This window comes from Henriciella pelagia, assembly GCF_002088945.1.
GTDB classification, from domain to species: domain Bacteria; phylum Pseudomonadota; class Alphaproteobacteria; order Caulobacterales; family Hyphomonadaceae; genus Henriciella; species Henriciella pelagia.
The window spans coordinates 610,553-633,245 of sequence record NZ_NCSU01000011.1 but is presented as its reverse complement, the minus strand read 5'-3'; the positions used below and the strand labels follow the sequence as shown (position 1 = coordinate 633,245).

At 60.5% G+C, this 22,693-nt stretch carries 13 protein-coding genes; 3 read left to right on the top strand and 10 right to left on the bottom strand.

The features are described from left to right. Positions 1-6: 6 nt before the first annotated feature. The 10 genes from cobA to B8746_RS12430 form a co-directional block, all read right to left on the bottom strand. Entirely contained in the window at positions 7-759 is a 753-nt protein-coding gene (cobA, locus tag B8746_RS12475; protein WP_084393984.1) for a uroporphyrinogen-III C-methyltransferase, read from the bottom strand. A gap of 5 nt (positions 760-764) precedes the next feature. Next, positions 765-3,458: a nitrate reductase gene (locus tag B8746_RS12470; protein WP_084393983.1), complete on the bottom strand. Its 2,694-nt coding sequence runs from the start codon at positions 3,456-3,458 to the stop codon at positions 765-767. Between the two features lie 14 nt (positions 3,459-3,472). Continuing rightward, positions 3,473-3,793: a nitrite reductase small subunit NirD gene (gene nirD / locus B8746_RS12465; RefSeq protein WP_084393982.1), complete on the bottom strand. Its 321-nt coding sequence runs from the start codon at positions 3,791-3,793 to the stop codon at positions 3,473-3,475. Positions 3,794-3,815: 22 nt separating this feature from the next. Beyond that, positions 3,816-6,254 carry a nitrite reductase large subunit NirB gene (nirB, locus tag B8746_RS12460; protein WP_084393981.1) on the bottom strand — a complete coding sequence of 813 codons (2,439 nt, stop codon included), beginning with the start codon at positions 6,252-6,254 and terminating at the stop codon, positions 3,816-3,818. 12 nt (positions 6,255-6,266) lie between these two features. Further along, on the bottom strand, positions 6,267-7,196 hold the full coding sequence (locus B8746_RS12455; protein WP_084393980.1) for a GAF domain-containing protein: 930 nt from the start codon (positions 7,194-7,196) through the stop codon (positions 6,267-6,269). Next, the gene (locus tag B8746_RS12450) at positions 7,196-8,905 is read right to left on the bottom strand and encodes an ABC transporter ATP-binding protein (protein ID WP_084393979.1); all 1,710 of its coding nucleotides are present in this window, start codon (positions 8,903-8,905) and stop codon (positions 7,196-7,198) included. The genes B8746_RS12455 and B8746_RS12450 overlap by 1 nt, the downstream gene beginning before the upstream one ends. A gap of 15 nt (positions 8,906-8,920) precedes the next feature. Then, positions 8,921-10,042, bottom strand: coding sequence for an ABC transporter permease (locus tag B8746_RS12445; protein WP_084393978.1), 1,122 nt, complete (start codon positions 10,040-10,042; stop codon positions 8,921-8,923). A gap of 72 nt (positions 10,043-10,114) precedes the next feature. After that, the gene (locus B8746_RS12440; protein WP_370372410.1) at positions 10,115-11,413 is read right to left on the bottom strand and encodes a CmpA/NrtA family ABC transporter substrate-binding protein; all 1,299 of its coding nucleotides are present in this window, start codon (positions 11,411-11,413) and stop codon (positions 10,115-10,117) included. A 546-nt stretch (positions 11,414-11,959) separates the two neighbouring features. Then, the gene (locus B8746_RS12435) at positions 11,960-13,567 is read right to left on the bottom strand and encodes a GMC family oxidoreductase (protein ID WP_084393977.1); all 1,608 of its coding nucleotides are present in this window, start codon (positions 13,565-13,567) and stop codon (positions 11,960-11,962) included. Beyond that, positions 13,567-14,856, bottom strand: a complete 1,290-nt coding sequence (locus B8746_RS12430) for a 3-hydroxyacyl-CoA dehydrogenase (RefSeq protein WP_233124245.1) — start codon at positions 14,854-14,856, stop codon at positions 13,567-13,569. Before B8746_RS12430 ends, B8746_RS12435 begins: the two co-directional genes overlap by 1 nt. Positions 14,857-15,250: 394 nt before the next feature. Here B8746_RS12430 and B8746_RS12425 point away from each other — a divergent pair, with 394 nt between their 5' ends. From B8746_RS12425 to mdoH, 3 genes are all read left to right on the top strand, one after another. Beyond that, complete coding sequence (locus B8746_RS12425) at positions 15,251-18,118, top strand: TonB-dependent receptor domain-containing protein (protein ID WP_084393976.1); 2,868 nt, start codon at positions 15,251-15,253, stop codon at positions 18,116-18,118. Between the two features lie 523 nt (positions 18,119-18,641). Beyond that, entirely contained in the window at positions 18,642-20,384 is a 1,743-nt protein-coding gene (locus B8746_RS12420; protein WP_084393975.1) for an OpgD/OpgG family glucan biosynthesis protein, read from the top strand. After that, complete coding sequence (mdoH, locus tag B8746_RS12415) at positions 20,381-22,555, top strand: glucans biosynthesis glucosyltransferase MdoH (RefSeq protein WP_084393974.1); 2,175 nt, start codon at positions 20,381-20,383, stop codon at positions 22,553-22,555. Before B8746_RS12420 ends, mdoH begins: the two co-directional genes overlap by 4 nt. Positions 22,556-22,693 lie beyond the last annotated feature (138 nt).

Below are 22,693 nucleotides of genomic sequence, written 5' to 3'. Positions count from 1 at the left end.
GGCGGATCAGGCCTGCTCGGCCTGCTGCGCGGAAAGCTGACCCGCCGCTGCACTCAGCGGATAGCGGATAAACAGGATGGCAGGGTTGCTCACGCCCTGTTTGCGGGCATCGAGGGCCAGCCTGTCCAGTCGGCTCGTAACACGTCGGGCGTTGGGACGTCCGGAATTCTCGATCCAGTCCGTTGCGATGTGCCCCGGAACGCCTTTCGCCATAAGGGCTGTCTGGATCCGCCAGGCCTGCGCCACGCTCATATAGAAGGCGACGCACACGCCGGGCTTCACGAGATTAGACCAGTCCGGGTCCTTGTTCGGGTCCGCTGATTTGCCCGTCGTCACGACAAAGCTCTGAAGTTCCATGCGTTCTGTGACGGTGATGGCGTTTTCGGCTGCCGCAGCAAGTGCAGCGGTGACGCCGGGCACGATTTCGATCTCGGCTTCCAGCTCGACAGCAATGGCGACTTCCTCTGCCGCGCGCCCGAACACCATTGGGTCGCCTGATTTGAGGCGGACCACATGACGACCGTCCCTGAGTGCCTCTTTGAGGATACAATTGATGTCGGCCTGCTGGCGTCCGCCATCGCCGCAGCCTTTTCCGACGTACCGCTTTTCGGCAAGAGGTGAGGCAAGCTCGAGAACATCCGGTTCGACCAGCCGGTCGAAGAGGACGAGGTCAGCCTCGCCGATCCTTCGGCTCGCGCGGATGGTAAGAAGGTCTGCCGCTCCGGGGCCGCAACCGATCAGGGAAAGTTTCGCTGACATGGTCTTCACTCCGCCGCTACGTGTTCGCTGATATTCACTGTTTCGAGGGACACCTTCAGAAGGCTCGCAATTTCGCTCTTGCAGGACCCGCAATTGGTGCCCGCGCCTGTTGCTGCTCCGACGGCGCTGACGCTTGCCGCGCCGTCTTCGATTGCGTCGAGGATGGTCTGGCTGCCTACGCCCATGCAGGAGCAGACGATCCTGCCACATGAGGCGCCAATGGGTGGCCGGCCCGCCAGAAGTCCGATGCGGACGTCGGATTGGAGGTCAGTGCCAATCAGGCCCGCGAGCCAGCTTCTGTCCGCTTCGACAGGCGCGCCTTCAGTGCCGATGACAAAGCCTGTCAGCGTCTTGCCGGCGAAACTTGCGATCGCTTCGCGGCCCGCCCCGGTCGAGAGTGCCAGCGCGTCCGGCTCCCTGACAATGGTGCGCAGGGCTGTGATCATGTCTCCGATACCAGCGACTTCGAGACGCCAGCCCTTGTCTGTGCGGGCAAGTGCCCAGTACGCAAATGGTTTCAAGGTTTCCGCATCCGGTTCCTCGGTCAGGACGGCAAAGGCCTGCCAGTCGATCTTGAGCGGACGCAACGCAACGGTGGAATGCTTCGATTCCGGCTGGCCGGATGCAGGATCGGTGTTCGGCGCGACCAGCGCGTCAATGCAGGCCTTGGCGCTGAACCGGTTCGTCCAGTGCATGGGGGCGAAGACGGTTCCTTTCGATACGCGGTCTGTCACCAGTGCCCGCAGGCGAGCAATGCCATAGGCATTTCGTGCCTCAACAAGGCAGGCCGGCTCAACGCCGATTGCCTTTGCGTCGTCGGGGTGAACTTCGAGGAAGGGCTCTGCGATGTGGGCCGACAGGCGCGCGGACTTTCCCGTGCGTGTCATTGTGTGCCAGTGGTCGCGGATACGCCCGGTATTCAGGATGAAAGGCAGGTCATCTGAAGGCTGGGACTGGGCCGGACGAAAAGGTGTCGCGATGAAATGCGCCTTCCTGTCCGGCGTGTAGAACTTGCCATCCGCGAAGAAGCGGTGCGAGCGTCCCTCAAGCTTGCCCGCAGGTGAAGTGGCAGCGGGTAGAGGCCACTGGAAAGGGGAGAGGGCGTCATAGTCGCGGTCTGAAATGTTGCCATGCGTGCCAATGTCGAAATCGCGCTGATCGTTGTTCTCGAAGCCCGACAGCGCGGCATATTCCCGGTAGATGTCTGCCGGCGAGGCAAAATCAAATCCGGAATAGCCAAGGCGTTGCGCTACGGCGCAGATGGCCTGCCAGTCATGACGGCATTCGCCGGGTGGCTTCAGAAAGCTGCGCTGCCGGGAAATGCGTCTCTCCGAATTTGTCACGGTGCCCGTCTTCTCGCCCCATCCGGTCGCCGGCAGTGCCACATGGGCATAGGCCACCGTGTCCGCACTCGACACCACATCGGAAACCACGACGAAGGGGCAGACGTCCAGGGCGCGGCGGACCTTGTCTGCATTGGGCAGCGAGACGACCGGATTGGTCGCCATGATCCACAGGGCCTTGATCTTCCCGTCAGCAACGGCATTGAAGAGGTCAACTGCCTTGAGGCCCGGACGGGTCGCCATATTTGGTGCGTTCCAGAAGCGGCCGATGCGGCTGACATTGTCCGGCTCGAAATCCATATGGCTGGCCAGCTGGTTTGCGAGGCCGCCCACTTCGCGGCCACCCATCGCATTCGGCTGCCCGGTGATCGAGAACGGCCCCATGCCCGGCTTCCCGATACGGCCGGTCACCAGGTGGCAATTGATGATCGCGTTGACCTTGTCCGACCCGGCTGAAGACTGGTTCACGCCCTGCGAGAACACTGTGACGGTGCGATCTATGGCAATGAACCAACCGAAAAATGTAGCGAGGTCCTTGTCGGATATGCCCGTCATGGCGGCGAGGTCGGAGGGGGAAACCGTGTCGATGGCTTCCAGCGCCGCCTCAAGACCGGAGGTGTGTAGCGCGACAAACCGGTCATCCCTCGCCTGTGACGTTGCCAGCGCGTGGAAGAGCGCGTTGAACAGGCGCACATCGAAACCGGGACGGATGGGCAGATGGAGGTCTGCGTCTTCGGCGGTCGATGTGCGGCGCGGATCGATCACGACCAGCCGGGTGCCGCGTTTCTCGCGGGCCGCGAGGATGCGCTGATAGAGCACCGGGTGGCACCAGGCGAGATTGCTGCCAACCAGAACGATGAGGTCGGCCTCTTCGAGGTCGTCATAACAGCCCGGCACAGTGTCAGTGCCAAAGGCGCGCTTGTGACCGACGACGGTGGACGCCATGCACAGACGCGAATTGGTATCGATATTGGCCGTGCCGACGAAGCCTTTCATCAGCTTGTTGGCGACGTAATAGTCCTCGGTGAGGAACTGGCCCGACACATACATGGCCACACTGTCAGGACCCTGAGTGTCTATAGCGTCGCGAAAGCGATCGGCGATCAGGTCCAGGGCACCGTCCCAGCTCGCGCGTTTTCCGTCGATTTGCGGGTGGAGCAGACGTTCCTCATGCGTCAGGGTCTCGCCGAGGGCTGACCCCTTGGAGCAGAGGCGTCCGTAGTTTGATGGGTGGCCGGCGTCGCCTCTGACTTCAGCCCGCTGTCCATCGGCCGACGGCCTTGCCAGTACACCGCATCCGACCCCGCAATAAGGGCAGGTGGTTGCGGTTTCAGGGAAGGGATGCTCGTCTAACATTCAGCCGCGTCTCGTCAGCGGGCCGGGAAGCGGACATGCACGGCGCGCCCGTCGCGCACTTCAACCGGATAGGTCTGTATCTGGCCTTCGTCAGCGCCTCTCGCCTTTCCGGTGGCAAGGTCGAACACCCAGCTATGGAGCGGGCAGGTCACGGCACAATCATGCACGATGCCTTCGCTGAGAGGTCCTCCCTTGTGAGCGCAACGGTTTTCGATCGCGTAGACTGCATCTTCGGACGTGCGAAACAGCGCGATCTCGACACCGTTGAAGCGCGTGCGACGCGACCCGCGGACCGGAATGTCATCGACCACGCAGACGTCTATCCAGCGTTCCATTGGAAATCCTCCATCCATGCCTTCACTCCGCCAGGACCAGTTCACTGAATTCGTGCGCATCCTTCTGGCCGCTCGCGCGCTCCGCCCATGGGTCGGTCTGCGCATTGCGCTGGGAGTCGAGGAAGCGGGCGTAAAGCGCGGCGCGGTTTTCAGCGTCGTCGACGATCTGTGCCTGGATTTTTTCGATTCCGACGCGTGCTGACCATTTGTAGATGCGTTCGAGGTAGAAGCCCTGTTCGCGGTAGAGCTGCAGCAGGGCTGCGCACATTTCGAGCGCGTCCGCCTCCGTCGTCACCTTGGTGAGCAGGTCAGTGCCCCGGACTTCCATACCTGCCGCGCCGGCGAAGTGGATTTCATAGCCGCTGTCGACGCAGACCACGCCAATATCCTTGCACGTCGCCTCAGCACAGTTGCGCGGGCAACCGGACACGGCGAGTTTCACCTTGTGCGGCGTCCAGGACCCCCACATCATCTTTTCAAGCTTGATGCCGAGGCCGGTCGAATCCTGCGTGCCGAACCGGCACCAGTCCGAGCCGACGCAAGTTTTCACGGTGCGAAGGGATTTGCCGTAGGCATGGCCGGAGACCATGCCAGCCGCATTGAGATCGGCCCAGACGGCGGGAAGATCTTCCTTACGGACGCCGAGCATGTCGATCCGCTGTCCGCCGGTATATTTCACGGCCGGGATGTTGAATTTGTCGACAACATCTGCGACGGCCCGCAGCTCTGCCGCAGTGGTCATCCCGCCCCAGGCGCGAGGGACCACGGAATATGTGCCGTTCTTCTGGATATTGGCGTGAACGCGTTCATTGATGAAGCGGGACTGGCCGTCATCAACATATTCGTTCGGCCAGCTGGCGATCAGGTAATAGTTAAGCGCCGGGCGGCATTTGGCGCAGCCGCAGGATGTCTTCCAGCCGAGCTCCTGCATCACCGCCGGGATCGATTTCAGCTGTTGTGAAACGATCAGACGGCGGACGTCGTCGTGGCCGAGGTCTGTACATCCGCAGACGGTCTTCTTCGCGGGCGCTGCAAATGCATCACCCAGGCGGAAGGCGAGCAGGCTTTCGACCAGGCCCGTACAGGTTCCACAGGATGAGGATGCCTTGGTACAGGCACGAACCCCGTCGAGGTCGCAGAGGCCATTCTTGTCGATGGCTCCGATGATCTGACCCTTCGATACGCCGTTACAACCGCAGATCTCTGCCTCATCCGGCAAGGCTGCAACGGCCGCCATAGGGTCCAGGGGGGCGCCCCCGGCAAATGACTGCCCGAAAATCAGGGTCGCGCGAGCCTCGGGCAAGATTTCCTCGGCTTTCCTGATCTTGTCGAAGAACCACGCCCCATCGGAGGTTTCGCCGTAGAGGACCGCGCCGATCAGGCGGTTCTGCTTCAGGACAAGGCGCTTGTAGATGCGCCGGGCCGGGTCACGGAAAACAATCTCGTCGCGGTCGTCGCCATCGGTGAAGTCACCGGCCGAATAGAGGTCGACGCCGGTGACCTTGAGTTTGGTGGCTGTCTCAGTGTGCACAAAGGCCTGGTCTGCCGATCCCGCCAAAGCAGCGGCACAGACCTTGGCCTGCTCGTAGAGCGGTGCGACGAGGCCGTAACAGTTGCCCTCGAACTCCACGCATTCGCCGAGCGAATAGATGGAGGGGTCGGAGGTTTGCATCCTTGCGTCGACCAGAATGCCCCGCCCGACATCGAGGCCGGCATTCTTTGCGACAGCGACATTTGGTCGAATGCCGACGGCCATCACGATGAGGCTCGCGGGCAGATCGGTGCCATCGTCGAGACGGATGCCTTCGACACGGTCCTTGCCGTAGATTTCCTTGGAATTCGCGCCGGTACGAATGGTGATGCCGCGGCCCGAAAGCTCCTTTTCCAGAAGGTAACCGGCGGACGGGTCGAGCTGTCGTTCCATCAGCGTCGGCATCAGGTGCAGGACGGTGACGTCCATGCCGCGAAGGCGAAGCCCCGCCGCCGCCTCAAGGCCGAGAAGGCCTCCGCCAATCACCACAGCTTTCGCGCCAGGTTTGCAGGCTTCGATCATCCGGTCCGTATCGTCGGCATCGCGATAGGCGAGAACGCCGGGCAGGTCGTGGCCGGGCAGGGGAATGATGAACGGGTTGGAACCGGTGGCGATGACGAGCCTGTCGTATGGGACATCGCCATTCTCGCCGCTCACAATCTTCTTTTCGCGATCAATCGCGACAACACGCTCACCGAACCGGCAGGTTACGCCATGTTCGGTATACCAGTCGTCATCATGAGTGACGATCTCCTCATAACTCTTCTCGCCGGACAGGACGGGCGACAGCATGATGCGGTTATAGGTTCCGCGTGGCTCAGCATTGAACAGTGTGACGTCGAAGGCATCGGGCGCAGTTTCGAACAGGTGTTCGAGCAGCCGGCCGGCTGCCATGCCAGCGCCGATGATGACCAGTTTCTGTTTGGGCATTGCGACGGCTCCTCAGCAATACCAGGCGACGACGTGCGAAAGCTCGCCGCCCCGGTAGATTGGAAAACAGACGGCGGATGCGTATCCGGCCGTGTCGGCCGGTGCGCTGGAGACGGCAGGCAGGCCCTCGCCGATGGCGCGGCCTATGAGACCGCGATAGGCAAAGACTTCGCGTGGCTTGTCTTCGTCCCAGAGCGGTCCGTCGCGTTCGCAGACCCCGTCGGCGAGAACGGCTTTGCCGGCGGACCCGACGACGGCCGGGCGCGCGTCCCAGATCTCGAAACGCCGCGCGATGGGCGTACCGCGCGCCGACAGGAGCGTGAGGACGATTGCATCGCCCGATGGTGTTTCAACCGGCAGGCCGAGACCCGTGGTAAGACCCGCCCGCCCGGCACTGTCGGCGCGGACAAAGCGGTATCCGGCGCCAAGGTCGCGAAACAGCATCGGGGTTGATGAGGCCCAGACGCCGCCGGGCAGGCCCTGGCCTTTCGGGAAGTGCGTGTGCTGCGATACCCATTCAAAATGCTTGGCAGCTCCGTAATAGCCATCTTCAAGCACCATGAGCCCGTTCTTTTCGGCCCAGAGCTCGATCGCACCCATGCGCTCGGCGTCGTCGCTACACAGCACGACCAGCACGGCCTTGAGCGTGTCCCCGGCAAAGACGGGGATCGCGGCTGCGCTTGTGAGGCCAGCCTGACGGGCGGCCGCTGCGCGCTTGAAGAGCGGGTCGCTCAGGTCTTTCAGGACGACGGGTCGCGCAAGGTCCCAGGCTTTGCCGGGCAGGCCTTCCGCCTTCGCGAAACTTTCCTCGGAGGAGGCCTGTTCGAAGTCAGAAAGCTCGCCATAGCTTCCGACGGAAAAGACGAGCTTTCCATCCTCCGGGACCCAGACTTCGGATGCGGAGACGAAGGTCCGTACCGGTGTTTCGACAATCGTTTCCATCACGCGACCTCCTCGACTTTTTTGTCGGGAGCTGGCGCCTTCTGCTTGCCGTGTGCGCCAGTCTCATAATCTTCCAGGAAGTCGAGAACCTGCTCGCGGTACATGTAATAGTCCGGGTGTTCGAGCAGCGCCTTGCGGGTGCGCGGGCGGGGGATGTCGATCTTGAGCACCTTGCCGATCCGGGCATTGGGCCCATTCGTCATCATGATGATGCGGTCGGCCAGCAGGATGGCTTCGTCGACATCGTGGGTGACGCACATGGCGGTCACCTGCGTGCGCTGCCAGACTTCCATCAGCACTTCCTGGAGTTCCCAGCGCGTGAGGCTGTCCAGCATACCGAATGGCTCGTCGAGCAGCAGCAGCTTTGGCGAGAGCGCAAAGGCGCGGGCGATGCCGACGCGTTGCTTCATGCCATTGGAGAGATCAGAGGCGCGCTTGTCGATGGCGTCGCCCAGCCCGACCTTGTGCAGATAGTATTCGACGACCTGCTCGCGCTCTTCCTGCGTTGCTTTTGGATAGACCCGGTCCACACCGACAGCGACATTCTGCTTTGCCGTCAGCCATGGAAAGAGCGACGGCGCCTGGAAGACGACAGCCCGGTCCGGGCCAGCGCTTGAGACTTCCTTGTTGTCAAGGATGATGCCGCCGCGGGATACGTCATTCAGGCCGGCGGTCATGGTCAGAACGGTTGACTTGCCACAGCCGGAATGCCCGATCACTGAGACGAATTCGCCCTTGGCAATCTTGATGTCGAAATCATCGACAACGGTGAGTGGGCCTTTCGGTGTCGGATACACCTTGTCGACCTGGGAATATTCCAGATAGCGGTGTTCAGCGATGCCGGTGGTTTCGGCTGCTTCGGCATAGGCCTTTGGCCGGCCAAGCGTGATCGGCGTGACATCTGGTAGGGGCGGCTCGACCTGGGCGCGCTTCTTTGCAATGCCGACATCCATCAGATAGGCGGTGACGTCGCGGCGCAGCGTCTTGAACCCTTCGTCATGATTCATCGCCGTGCGCTCGCGCGGACGCGGAAGGTCAACCTTGAAGGACGGTCCAAGCGTGGCGTTCGGGCCGGGATTGAGCGGGATGATCCGGTCCGCAAGGAGGATCGCCTCATCCACATCATTGGTGATCAGGATGACGGTCTTCTGGTCTTTCGCCCAGATTTCGGTGATCTCATCCTGCAGATTGGCGCGTGTAAGGGCGTCGAGCGCGGACAGCGGCTCATCGAGCAACAGGACCTCAGGGTCCATGGCGAGCGAGCGGGCGACGGCCACACGCTGACGCATTCCGCCCGACAGTTCGGACGGCCGACGGTCAGCGGCATGGTCGAGCCCGACCATTTCGATGTAGCGCTCGGCGCGCGCCTTGCGGCTCGCCTTGTCTTCTTTGGTGAAGACAGCATCGACCGCAAGCTGGACATTCTGCGCGACAGACATCCAGGGCATGAGCGAATAGCTCTGGAAGCAGACTGCGCGTTCCGGCCCCGGACCCTCGACAGGCGTGCCCTTGATCAGGACTTCGCCCTCGTCAGGAAATTCAAGGCCAGCGATCAGGTTGATCAGGGTCGATTTGCCAGACCCTGAAAAGCCGACGATCGCGACGAATTCACCTTCCTCGACCGAGAGGGAGATGTCCTGGAGGACCTCCATCCGGTCTGTGCCTTCGCCGAAACCCTTGGTGACGTTTTTCAGTTCTAGGATAGCCATCTCTTCGTCTCCGGATCAGCGGGTTGATGAGAAGGTGAACATCGTCTGCAGCGCGACCATGACGCGGTCGAGCAGGAAGCCGATGATACCAATGGTGAGAACAGCGACGATGATCTTGGCGAGCGACTGGGATGACCCGTTCTGGAATTCATCCCAGACGAATTTTCCGAGGCCCGGGTTCTGCGCCAGCATTTCAGCGGCAATCAGCACCATCCAGCCGACACCAAGTGACAGCCGCATACCGGTGAAGATCAGCGGAAGGGCGGATGGCAGGACGAGCTTCGTTACCTTTGTATAGGGCGTGAGCTTCAGCACCTTGCCGACATTGACGAGGTCCTTGTCGACGGTCGCAACGCCGAGGGCGGTGTTGATCAGTGTCGGCCAGAGTGAACAGAGCGTGACGGTGATTGCCGAGGTCAGGAAGGATTTCGACCAGCCTGAATCCGTTGCCACTGTTGCAGAAACGACCATGGTTACAATTGGTAGCCATGCAAGCGGTGAGACCGGTTTGAAGATCTGGATAAGGGGGTTGAACGCCGCATTCATCGAGGGCGACATGCCCATGATGATGCCCAGCGGGGCGGCTATGATCGTGGCGAGGAAAAAGCCGAAGAAGACGGTCTGGAGGCTGGTCCAGATCTGCTGATAATAGGTCTTCTTGCCTGTGTAGCCGACATCGCTGACATCGTCTGGACGGCCTGCCGCGATGAGGGCGGCATTTCGCTGTTCCTGTCTCTGATAGAAAGCATCAGCCTTGGCCTGTTCCTGCAAATGGTCCTGATGCAGGACGCCATACTGTTCCCACACTTCGACCGGGCCCGGGATCGCGCCGAGGGAGGTCTTCACCTGCGGGGCCAGTTGCGCCCAAGCCACCAGAAAGACGAGGATCGCGACAATTGGAATACCGAGGCGCTGCCAGAGCAGGCCGAGATTGCGTTTCACGCCATCACCGGCGGCCATCATGAGCAACGGTGTCACCCAGGACAGGGCGAAGACATCAAGGAATTTGGACGCCTTGTTGATGGCGGCGAACCATTTTTCCTTGCGGTCGGTTTTGGTGACTTCGGCCTCCGGCTCTGGTTTCGGCTCGACGACGTCGGGCTCTGTGGTTGTTTCAGTTGCGAGTACAGCGGACATTTGGATGCTCCTGCAGTAAGGTCTGGAGGTCGCCGGTGCCCGGCCCAGCGGGGCGGGCACCTTGCTGACCTGTTAGTTTGAGACGGCACCGTTCGAGACGGTCTGGTCGTCCTTGAGGCCGATCGGCAGGCTGCTCAGATACGCATTCGGAGCGCGCCCATCGAAGGTGATGCCGTCAATGAATTCGCTCTGCGGGGCCTTGTAGCCGTCACTGTCCCACGGAAAGTCCGCCTCATCGGCGAGGCCTTCATCCACCAGGGAACGGGCCGCTTTGAGGTAGATGTCGGGGCGGTAGACGGACCTGGCCGTCTCGTCATACCAGGCGTCGCTCTTGCCCTCCGGGATCTGGCCCCAGCGGCGCATCTGGGTGAGGTACCAGACTGCGTCGGAGTAGAACGGGTAGGTCGCGTTGTAGCGGAAGAAGACGTTGAAGTCGGGGACGTAGCGCTTGTCGCCCTTTTCGTATTCGAACGTGCCAGTCATCGAATTCGCAATGACTTCACGGTCCGCGCCGACATATTCGGACCGCGACAGGATATCGACCGCCTCCTGACGATTGGCATTGTCATTCTCGTCGAGCCAGATGGCCGCGCGGATCAGCGCCCGTGTGATCGCCATCGTCGTGACAGGGTTTTCCTCTGCGAAGGCGGCGTTGATGCCGAAGACCTTTTCCGGATTGTCTTTCCAGATTTCGTAGTCAGTGATCACCGGGACGCCGATGCCCTTGAAGACGGCTTGCTGGTTCCAGGGTTCGCCCACGCAGTAGCCATAGATCGTGCCGGCTTCGAGCGTTGCAGGCATCTGTGGCGGCGGCGTTACCGAGAGCAGCGCATCGGCCTGGATCTGACCGGAAACGTCATCCGGCGAATAATAGCCGGGGTGGATACCACCCGCAGCGAGCCAGTAGCGAAGTTCGTAATTGTGAGTGGAGACCGGGAATACCATGCCCATGTTGAAGGGCTTGCCCTCCGCCTTGTAGCTGTCGACGACAGGCTTCAGGTATTCTGCGCCGATCGGGTGTACCGGGCGACCGTCTTCCATGGTTGGAATGTTCGGCTTCATCGCAGCCCAGACATCATTGGAAACGGTGATGCCGTTGCCGTTCAGATCCATGGAGAATGGCGTCACGATGTGTGCTTCGGTGCCGTAGCCGATGGTTGCGGCCAGCGGCTGGCCTGCCAGCATGTGTGCGCCGTCAAGCTCGCCATCGATCACGCGGTCGAGCAGCACTTTCCAGTTGGCCTGCGGTTCGAGCGTGACGAAGAGACCCTCGTCTTCGAAAAAGCCTTTTTCATAGGCGATGGCGAGTGGTGCCATGTCTGTAAGCTTGATGAAGCCGAAGGTGAGTTCGGTCTTCTCCAGCCCTTCCATCGGAATGACGATGGGCGCGTCTGATGGGGTTGCCGATGGCGTGGCGGTCGTGGTCGGTGCGGTCGTATCAGAGCCGCCGCAAGCGGCCATGAAGAGGAAAGAGGAGGCTGCGACCGCGCCGAGGACGCTGCGTGAGGTGCTGTTGGTGCGAACGTAAATGTTGAACATGGAAACATCCTGCCGATTGGGGCAGACCCTGTCGGGGCTGCGTTGAACTTTTGATTTTGAGGAGGCGCTTCGCTCACCAGAGAGCGCGCCGGCCACTTCAAAAGTCCTTCGGCGGACGTCTGAGACCCATGACTACGTCGTCATAAGTCCGCAACACCATGATGGTCGCCTGGATGCAACGCCGGAAACTCGATCAGTCCGCATCGGTGCCGAAACTTGTGCGAATTGCACGGGGTTTGGACACACTTGCCCGCGATGCAGGCACAGATTTGTTTGTTGAGGTTCGCCTGACTCCAGCGAGGTCCGGGGTGCGAATAGTCGAATAGCAACTGCGGGCTGGGCCGCAATCTGGTCGCTGTGCAAGCCGGTGTCGCGGTCTTATTTGATCAGCGCGGCTGCCTTCGCCGCGATCATGATGGTCGGCGTGTTGGTGTTGCCGGATGTGATGGTGGGCATGACGGAAGCGTCAATGACACGCAGACCGCCAATGCCGCGAACCCTGAGCGTCTCATCCAGAACCGCCATCCGATCCCCAGGCGGCCCCATTCGGGCTGTGCCGACAGGATGGAATATTGTGGTGCCGATATCGCCGGCCAGTTTCGAAAGGTCGTCACCAACGCTTTCGCCGGGAACACTTTCGACGGGATGGAAGCGTCGCAACGCCGGCTGGGACATCAGGCGACGCGTGACCCGGATGGCGTCTGCGGCGACGCGTCGGTCGTCGTCCGTATCGAGATAGTTCGGATCTATGACAGGGGGCGCCATAGCATCGGCGCTCGCAACGCGGATAGTGCCGCGAGACGTCGGGCGCAGATTGCAGGCGGCGACGGTTATGGCCGGGAAGCGGTGAAGCGGGTCTCCGAACTTGTCGAGCGAGAGCGGTTGCACATGGAACTGGATGTTGGCGCGCGTCTCGTCGGGACTGGATCGGGTGAAGATGCCGAGCTGCGATGGTGCCATGGTGAGAGGACCGCGACGGCGAAAGGCGTAGTCGAGAGCCATCGAGACTTTCCCGAAAGCTGAATAGTAGACCTGGTTGAGCGTTCGCGTGCCGGTCACCCGGTATATTGCGCGCTGCTGGAGGTGGTCTTGAAGATTGGCACCGACCCCCGGCAGGTCGATCTGGCATTCGATGCCAGCACCCTTCAGCAGTGCGGCGGGGCCGATGCCGGAGCGTTGCAGGATCTGGGGGCTTCCGATCGCGCCTGCGCAGAGGATGATCTCTGCGTTTGCCCTGGCTGAAAAACGCTGCCCTTTCTGCCTGAACTCAACCTGCGTGGCGCAGCCATCTTCCAGTATCAGCCTGTCAACGAGGACGCCGGTTTCCACCCGAAGATTTGGACGGCGCAGCGCCGGTTTGAGGAAACCGCGGGCTGCCGACCATCTGCGGCCCGATTTCTGGTTTACCTGAAAATAGCTGGAGCCTTCATTGTCGCCGGTGTTGAAATCGGCTGTTTTCGGAATGCCCATCTCTTCGGCCGCGTCCCGCACAGCGTCGAGAATGTCCCACTTCACCCGTGGCGGCTCAACCCGCCATTCGCCGCCTGCGCCGTGCATGTCGGTCTCACCCAGGAAATGGTCTTCGATCTCGCGGAAGACTGGCAGCACATCGTCCCATCCCCATCCGGGTAGCCCCAGGTCCCGCCAGCCATCATAATCGGCGGCCTGGCCGCGCATGGTGATCATTGCATTGATGGCTGACGACCCGCCAATCACCTTGCCTCGCGGATAAGCCAGCGCCCGCCCGTTCAGGCCTCGCTGCGGCGTTGTCTGAAACATCCAGTCGGAGCGCGGATTGCCGATGGCGAAGAGATAGCCGACCGGAATGTGAAACCAGATCCAGTCATCCTTGCCGCCTGCCTCAAGTAGCAGCACGCGTTTTTTCGGGTCGGCTGAGAGCCGGTTTGCAACCACGCAGCCCGCCGACCCTGCGCCGACAATGATATAATCATAGTCGCCGGGCAGGGGGCGGGTGGCAGTGCCCATCAGCCGGGCTGGACGTCAATGAAGCGGCCACCATCGCGGGCGAGACGCTTCAGCGTTTCAGCCGGAGCGAACCGTTCATCGTCTGCGCCAAGGCGTTCCATGGTGGCTAGAACGGTTTCGGCGCCCACCATGTCGCCATAGAGCATCGGCCCGCCCTTGTCGGCCGGCCATCCATAGCCGTTCAGCCAGACGATATCGATGTCGGAAGCGCGCTGGGCCTTCTTCTCCTCAAGAATCTTCAGGCCTTCATTGATCATCGGGTGGATACAGGCTGCGATAATTTCATCCTGGCCGGGGGCCTTGCCAGCTTCAATGCCGGTGACCTCGGCGATGATCCTTGCGGTCACGTCGGATGGGATCGGACGGCGGTTCTCATCATAGTCATAATAGCCCGCTCCGGTTTTCTGGCCGCGGCGGTCCAGCTCACAGAGCGCATCGCGGATCGGATTGGCCGTCGTCGCGCCCTTTTTCCAGCCAATGTCGAGGCCGGCAAGGTCTGACATCTGGTAGGGGCCCATGCGGAAGCCGAAGGCATTGAGCGCGGCGTCCACGTCCCACGGCATTGCCCCCTTGAAGACGAGTTTCTGCGCTTGTGCCTGGCGGGCATACAGAATGCGGTTGCCAACGAAACCCGGGCAGACACCGACAAGGACGGCGATCTTGTTGATCGCTTTCGCAAGGTCCATGCAGGTCATGATGACGTCGTCTGCCGTATGGTCTGCGCGCACGATTTCGAGCAGTTTCATGACATTGGCCGGGGAGAAGAAGTGCAGGCCAATCACATCTGCCGGCCGCTTGGTGACGCTTGCAATCTCGTCGATATCCAGCGCCGAGGTGTTGGTCGCGAGAATGGCGCCGGGCTTTGCGATGGCATCGAGGTCGGTGAAGATCTTTTTCTTGAGGTCCATATCCTCGAAGACGGCTTCAATGATGAGGTCGCAGTCCGCAAAATCGTTCATATCCAGCGTTCCAGTCAGCCGCCCCATGCGCGCATCGACTTCGTCCTGCGGAAAGCGGCCCTTGTCGGCGCTACGCTGATAGTGGCCGCGCACGACGCCCAGACCGCGGTCCAGCGCTTCCTGTTTCTGCTCGAGAATGGTGACGGGGATGCCAGCGGTCGCAAAATTCATGGAGATGCCGCCGCCCATGGTGCCAGCGCCGATGATACCAACCTTGCTGATCGTGCGGCGGGGTGTGTCGTGCGAAATGTCGGGAACTTTCCACGCGTCCCGTCCGGCCTGAGCGATATAGGCTGAGACTTCCTCCGGTGTCATAGAGATTGCTGGCATGTTGATCTTCTTTCTTTGTTGGGTTGCGAGCATCGTTTCCGTGATGCGAATATTGCGTAATCGGGGCTGCGTCAAAACGCGGATCGGTGCCGCAGGGGGCGCGTTGTTACCGAAAGCAAGAGCAGGACGCGTGCTGAATGTATCGAGTCCGGAAGCTGATCCTGTATCAAATGCGCCGGCTTGCGCCCCTTGGCGACAAAATGAACAAGAAAATTGCGATCACGCATATTCATTGTAATGCGCTACAATCATTACGCATTTCGAGTACCGACCTTCCGTGACGTCACTCTGAGAGTTGCGTCGCACAACAATAAATAATTTACATACAGTCGTGACTGTATTTGTATTCTCCTCAATCAAGACCCCTTAAGGGGCTGATTCAAGGGAGGAAAAATTGAACACACTCAAAGCGACCGCTTCGCTGGCGGCGATACTGATGGCTGCGCCATTACTGGCCATGGCGCAGGACGATTCGGTCGAACGGCTCGACGCAGAAAGCCCGAATGACGAAGAAGCAAGACAGGCGACCGTGGTCGTCACCGGTTCGGCGCTGCGGGGCACGCCTGAAGACGCGGCTCTGCCAGTCAACGTTTACTCGGCGCAGGATCTGGAGCTCGAAGGGTCTCCGACGGCGCTGGAGTTTGCAAAGGACCTGCCGCAATCGGGACCGACGAATGGCGAAGCCAACTATTTTGGCGGCGCTGAACTGACTGGCTCACCGAGTTTCAACCTTCGTGGCATTGGCGCCGACAAGACACTGACACTGCTAAACGGCCGCCGAGTGAGTGAAAACCTGTCCAATATTCCGGGCATCGCGGTGGCGCGAACTGAAGTGCTGAAAGATGGCGCGGCCGTGATTTACGGTGCAGACGCCGTTGGCGGCGTGGTCAATTTTATCACTCGGACTGGCTTTGAGGGGCTCGAGGCAACAGCCGATTACAAGTTTATCGACGGCTCGGATGGTGACTATGATCTCGGCATCCTCGCGGGGGCGATGATCGGAGACATCAGTGTGATGTGGTCTGCCGAGGTGCAGCATCGTTCGCGCCTGGAGTCAGAGGAGCGCAGCTTCTCCAGCCTGCCTTACTGGGTGAACCCGTCGCCATGGTCTAACCTGACCAATATTGCGAACTATACGCCGGTCTCCAGCACGTCAAACCCGCGCGCTTTCCTCGCCAGCCCGGTGACCGGATATTATCAGGACGCCACGCAGAATGTCTGCGAAACGCAAGGTGGCATCTGGCAGCCGACCCAGATTCTCGGGCCGCGCTGTGCCTATGGCTATGTGTCTTACTACAACCTCGTCGAGACGCAGGACATCTATCGCGCCTACGCCCAGCTTGAAACGCCGATTGGCGGCAATGCGAACTTCCATGCGGATGTCGCATGGTCGATGACTGATGTGCCGGAAGTGTTCGGATCGCCGTCGCTGCCGACGACGCGTGGTCCGGCTCCGGGGATTGGCGCGACATTCCAGTATCTTGTCCCGCGCTCCAACCCGCATGTGGCCGAATGGGAAGCGCGCAGCGGCGCTGCCGCCTTCCCGCTTGGCTTCCTGACGCAGGGCTATTCGATCTCGCTGCTGCGTCCGTTCGCGCACAATGGTAATCCGGTCGGCGGCCGCGGTGAAGGATTTGGCAACGCCGCCAGCGTGCAGAATGAGGTGTTCCGGGCATCGGCATCGCTCAATGGCGATTTCGGCGAAGCTTCGAACATCGGCTATGACTTCGCGCTTACCTTCAACCGCCAGGAATCGGAGAATACGAACCCGGACTATCTGGGCTTCCGCCTGCAGGATGCGTTAAACGGTTTTGGCGGGCCGCTGTGTAATGCGACCGATCTCGATCCGTCGACGCCCGGCATCCAGAATCCCGGCGCGGCCGGACAGAATGGATGTGAATGGTTCAACCCGTTCACCAGCGCATATGCCGGGCAACCCGAACTTGGCCTGGCCAATCCGAACTATATTCCCGGTTCGGAAAACTCGGACCAGCTGATCCGCTGGCTGTTCGATCCCAAGCTGGTGCGTTCTGAGGTCGAGAGCGTGACCTTTGGTGCGGTCATCAATGGCATGACTGGAATCCACCTTCCCGGCGGCGAAATCGGCTGGGCGCTCGGTGCCCAGTACCGCGACATCAGCTTCAAGGAAGACGTTCCGAGCTTCTACAATAATGGCAGCGTGCCGTGCTCCTATCCGGGGCAGACAGACTGCGGTGCCGACCCGTTTGGCGTCGGCCCTTTCGGCTTCTTTGCGATCAACTTCCCGGACGATGCCAGCCAGGACGTGAAATCGGTCTTCGCCGAAGTTGGCCTGCCGGTGACCGATGACCTGTTTGTGCAGGGGGCTGTGCGCCGCGAGGAATTTTCGGGCGATATCGCATCAACCGTGTTCAAGGTGTCCGGCAAGTGGCAGGTCGCCGACCCATTGGCGATCCGCGCTTCGTACGGCACCAACTTCCAGGCACCGCCCACCACGCTACAGCCTGGCCGGTTCACCACCGATGTGCGGTCCTATACTCGTGCAAGCGGTGCATGGCTTGGTGCTGACTTCCAGACTTTGGGAAGCATCGAGGCAGCAGAGGCGACGGCATGGAACATCGGCACCATCTGGCAGAGTCAGGGCTTCGCGCCGGACCATGATTTCAGCCTGATCCTCGATTATTTCAGCATTGAGACCGAAGGAGAGATCGGCCAGCTTGTCTCGCATAATGACCTGGCGAACTTTATCTTTGCCGCGACAGGCGTTGCCGACTGTTCCAACCCGCTGATCGGGCGGGTGACGTTCAACCCCAACCCTGTCACGGCTCCGGGCGGCGCATGTGTGCAGGGTGCGACGACATTCTCCGATTTCAACACGATCGTGACCGATGTCGGCAACGGCGCCGGGCAACTGACGTCGGGCGTGGATTTCTCGCTCACATATAACGTGCCGGTTGGCGCTGCCGACGTAACCTTCAGCACGACGGGTACTCGCGTTCTCGAACTCGAGACCGAGGATGAAATCCTTGACGGGGTTGTGGTCAATGCTGGCCGCGACCGGCTTGGTCAGCTCAATTTCTCGTCGGTGGGCTTTGCGGCTCCGGAATGGCGCATCAATGCCTTCGTGAACTACAATCGCGACAAGCATAATCTTCGCCTGACCGGACGCTATGTTTCTGCGCTCACGGACGAGCGTGGACCGGTCACGCCGGACGGTGTGATGCCTGGGACGCTCACGCTATTCGGTGAGATCACCAAGGGCGTGAAGATCGATTCGTCGTAGCGGTTCGACCTTAGCTATGTCTTTGAATTAACCGAGAACCTTCGTCTCTCGGCGACCGTCGAGAACATCGCCGATGAAGACCCGCCTTATGTGCGCAACGAGCTTGGATATGATCCACGTCTCGCCGATCCGCTCGGCCGCACCTTTGAAATTGGTGTGAAGGCAACCTTCTAAGCCAGGGGACCCGGCCGGCAAATGTGTCGGTCGGGCAACGCTGCGAGGTGATGCATTCGACTTTTGCCAGTCATCGGATTCACTTCGCAGTAGGAAACGCCGGCCATCCTCACGGAACCAAGGTCGGCGTTTCTGTTCTAGAGTGACATGTGTCCTCTATATGCTCTCGATTTGCGGGGCTGGCACGCGAATGCACAACACAGATTTCGGCTGAATCATAGGCAAAGCTGCCTTTTGGACGTTCCAATGCAACCAATTGCATTGCCACTCATTTCGTCATTTCCATTCTCTGTTGCGATGCAGCAATTGTGTGCTGCAATTGCGAGCAGTGCTGATTGGGAGGTGACGGGTGAAACGGGTCCAGCTTTTCCGAAGCGTCCTTCCTGTTGCTTTTCTTGCGTCACTGGTCATCGCCGCCTGTTCATCCGAACGGGAAGGGCCGATCACATCCGCACCGGAAACCGCATCGTCTGTCGACTCCGCTGCCAGGCAAGCGGGCGGATCAGGCCCGACCACCAAGGATGACAAGGCGCCACGTCGCCCCGACTTGAGTGTCGAGGACCCAGTTGGTGCGGTTCAGCCCGGTGACCCGCCCAAACCGCAGAGTAGTGAGAGCGGGCCGGTGATACCGGCCCAGGACGCTGCATCCTCTACAGACGCGCCCGGTCCGTCATTCGGCATGACGGATCTGGAAGCGATCGCGAGAGACCTGGCGTCCAGAGAATTTATTCCATCGATTCCACTGCCGAAGGCCGCAGCCGATCTCAATTATGATCAGTTTCGGAGGATTCAGAACCAGCCCAGCTCGGTTCTCTGGTCAGACGCGCCGTCAGATTACCGCGTCGCGCTCGATCCACGAGGATACTTGTTCGCCGACGAGGTGAGGATCAACCTGATTGATGAAGATGGGATCCGCGCCTTCAACTATGATGCCGGGCAGTTTTCATTTGAAGACCTGCCTCTTGATGACGAGACGCGAAGAACGCTTGGCTTTTCGGGCTTCAGACTTCAGGCACCGTTCAATACTGGCGGCAAGTTCGATGAGGTCATCAGTTTTCGCGGCGCGAGTTTCTTCCGCGCGCTCGGTGCCGGTTCTGTCTATGGCGCGTCTGCGCGCGGCATCTCTGTTGGAACGGCTTCGCCCGATGGCGAGGAGTTTCCCTTTTTCCGCGAATACTGGATCGAAAAGGCAAAGCCCGGCGACAGGACCGTTCCCATCTATGCTTTGCTTGATGGCAAGAGCGTCACGGGCGCTTTCATGTTCGAAGTTTCGCCAGGGCCAACCACGCGTGTATATGTGTCGGCCACCATCTTTCCGAGGAGACGCCTCGAAAACGTTGGCGTCGTGCCGCTGACCAGCATGTATTATTTCTCGCCTCATGACGTCACCAAGGTCAGCAGCGACTATCGTCCGGCGGTGCATGACTCGCAGGGACTTTCCTTCCGGCTCAGCAATGGCGAGTGGGTGTGGCGGCCTTTGACGAACCCGACCGAGCTTCAAGTGTCGGTGCTTGCGCAGGATGTGCCTCGTGGGTTCGGGCTCATGCAGCGGCTGCGAAGTTTTGATGCCTATGCGGATATCGAGGCTGACTATCATCTGCGCCCAAGCGTCTGGGTTGAGCCGGGTAAGGGCTGGGAGCGAGGGCAGCTGACGCTGGTCGAAATCCCGACGACGAATGAGTATAACGACAATATCGTCGTCTTCTGGCGACCCGGTACGCCTTGGAAGGCTGGTGAAGGTCACTCGCTTTCCTATACGCTGCACTGGGGGCTGCAGACGCCGGCCATTGCCGATGTCGTGCCCGTCAAGCAGAGCCGGGCAGGGCGCACGCCCGGCATGAAGCGACACCTTTTCGTGATTGATTTCGAATCCGCCGACCCGGCGCTCATGTCTGACATGGAAGCCTCGGTCTCGACCTCCGCCGGGACGGTCTCGAATGTCATCATCCGGCGTGAACCGGAAGCGGGACTGACGCGCCTCAGTTTCGAACTGGACGCTGAAAACGCACAATCCGCTGAGCTCAGGGCCCTGATCATGCGCGGTGGGCGACCGCTTACGGAAACATGGATCTATCGCTGGAGCCTGCCATGAGCGGCTATCGCGCGCGCCCGACGGAGTTTCCGCTGACCATGCCGGACCAGGCTTTCCGGTCCAAGCGGGCAAGAGTGCGTCATCGCCCGGAATCGAAGATGTGGCGCAAACTGATGGTTCTGGTGGCGTCCTTGCTGCTGACCGGCTGGGCAGCCCGGGAGATGTATGGCGTCCTTGCGGTGTCGAGCCTTACTCTTCTTGAATGGACGCTGCTCGTCATCTTTGTGCTGAATATCAGCTGGGTCTGTTTTGCTTTCGTCAATGCGACGGTCGGATTCTTCGCCGCACTGATCTCTCTGTACCGGCCTAGACAGGACCATGCCGACATTGACCTCACCAAGGCGCGGACCGTCATTGCGTTCCCAATCTATAACGAGACTGTCGAACATGTGTTCGCGACGGTGCTGGCAACCGCCCGGCTGATGTCCGGCGCGCCCGGCCGGTTCGAATGTTTCATCCTCAGCGACACAACTGATCCCGACGTGGCCCTGACGGAGGAAGCGGGCTATCGAGAGCTTCAGAAGAGCGCGCCGGGCGACGTTACCATCCGCTATCGCCGCCGCACGATCAATACTGATCGCAAGACCGGAAATATCCGGGACTTCGTGACACGCTGGGGTGGCCGCTACGACTATATGATCGTCTACGATGCTGACAGCTATATGGAGCGTGAGACGATCCTGAACCTGGTGGCGGGCATGGAAGCAGCGCCGCGAAACGGGCTAATCCAGACTATTCCTCAGCTGGTCGGTGCAAAGACGCTGTTTGCGCGTGCCCAGCAGTTTGCGTCCGCGCTCTACGGTCCTGTCCTTGGTCACGGCATCGCCTGGTGGGCCCAGAAGGAAGGTAATTTCTGGGGGCACAATGCGATCATCCGCATTCAGTCGCTGGCAGAAGCGGCAGGTCTGCCCATCATGCCGGGTCGGGCACCTCTTGGCGGCTCCATTCTCAGCCATGACTTCGTTGAGGCTGCCCTGCTTCGCAGGGCGGGCTGGAATGTTGAAATCCGGGCGGACCTTGCAGGCTCTTATGAAGAAGGGCCGCCCACCATGATTGACCTGGTGGTACGTGATCGCCGGTGGTGTCAGGGCAACATGCAGCACATGGCCGTCCTGTTGCGGACACGGGGGCTCACCTGGACCAGCCGGTTCCACCTCATCACGGGCATATTCTCTTATCTGGCCTCGCCTCTGTGGCTGATTTTCATTACGGTCGGCATGGCGCTCTCGCTGCAGAACACGTTCATGCTGCCGACCTATTTCGCTGACGGAGCCGTGCTGTTTCCAACATGGCCAGTGATCGACTCCGAGCGCGCGCTCAGCCTGTTTCTTGCGACCATGGCGCTCCTCTTCGCGCCGAAGGTATACGGCTTGCTCTACGGCCTGCTCAGCCGGGAATGGATAAGTACCACCGGTGTGTTTAGAACAGCTGCAGGGGTTTTCACCGAGCTTGTCGTGTCAGTCCTCAGTGCGCCAATCCTGATGGCCACGCAGACAGGCGCCGTGATCAGCGTGTTCCTTGGCCGCGATTCAGGCTGGTCTCCGCAGGCAAGGAGCGAGGGCGGCTACCGCTTGCAAACCATCCTTCGACACAGTCTCTTTCCGACATTGCTTGGCGTCGTCCTGACGGTTTCATCAATCGCAATTTCGCCGATCTATGCCGCTTGGCTCGCGCCGGCGACAATTGGCCTGATCCTGAGTGCGCCCATCACACATGTCACGTCAAAGCGGAGCGCCGGGACGTTGGCGGCCACCGTCGGCGGACTGGTAACGCCTGCCGACATTGTGACGCCGACCAGTTTTGCCGGTGCAACAGCGGCTCAGTCGAGCTTCGCCGCTCTGAAACCAGACCGGCTGCAATACCTTATCCTCGACAGAGATCGTCAGCTGGACCGGGATGGGCTTGTCGATCCGTACTGGCCCCTGCGCCAGTACGATGTGCATGAGCCGCTAGCCATGGCCCGTGCACGGGCCGAGCGCGCGACGTCCGCCTATGAATTTGCGACCATGCTCAAACCGAAAGAGAAAATGGCGCTGTTGAATTCCACCAGGGACCTTCAGGCGATCAGTTTCAAGTTCTCGTCATTGCGGCCGAGGAAGCCGGCAGGGGTGGACCAGAGCGGTGCGGCAAGTATTTCCAGACCGAAGCGAACGCACAGGCACCGAGGGTGATACCGCTCGACCGCGTTTCAGCTAGCGCGTAGGCGATCAACTGGCCGCCGCGTGCTGGTTCTCCATCGGCTGGGTCATCGGGCACCGCGATCACGTTGAACTGCCGGCCACTACGGGTGTAGGTGATCGGGGCGCTAT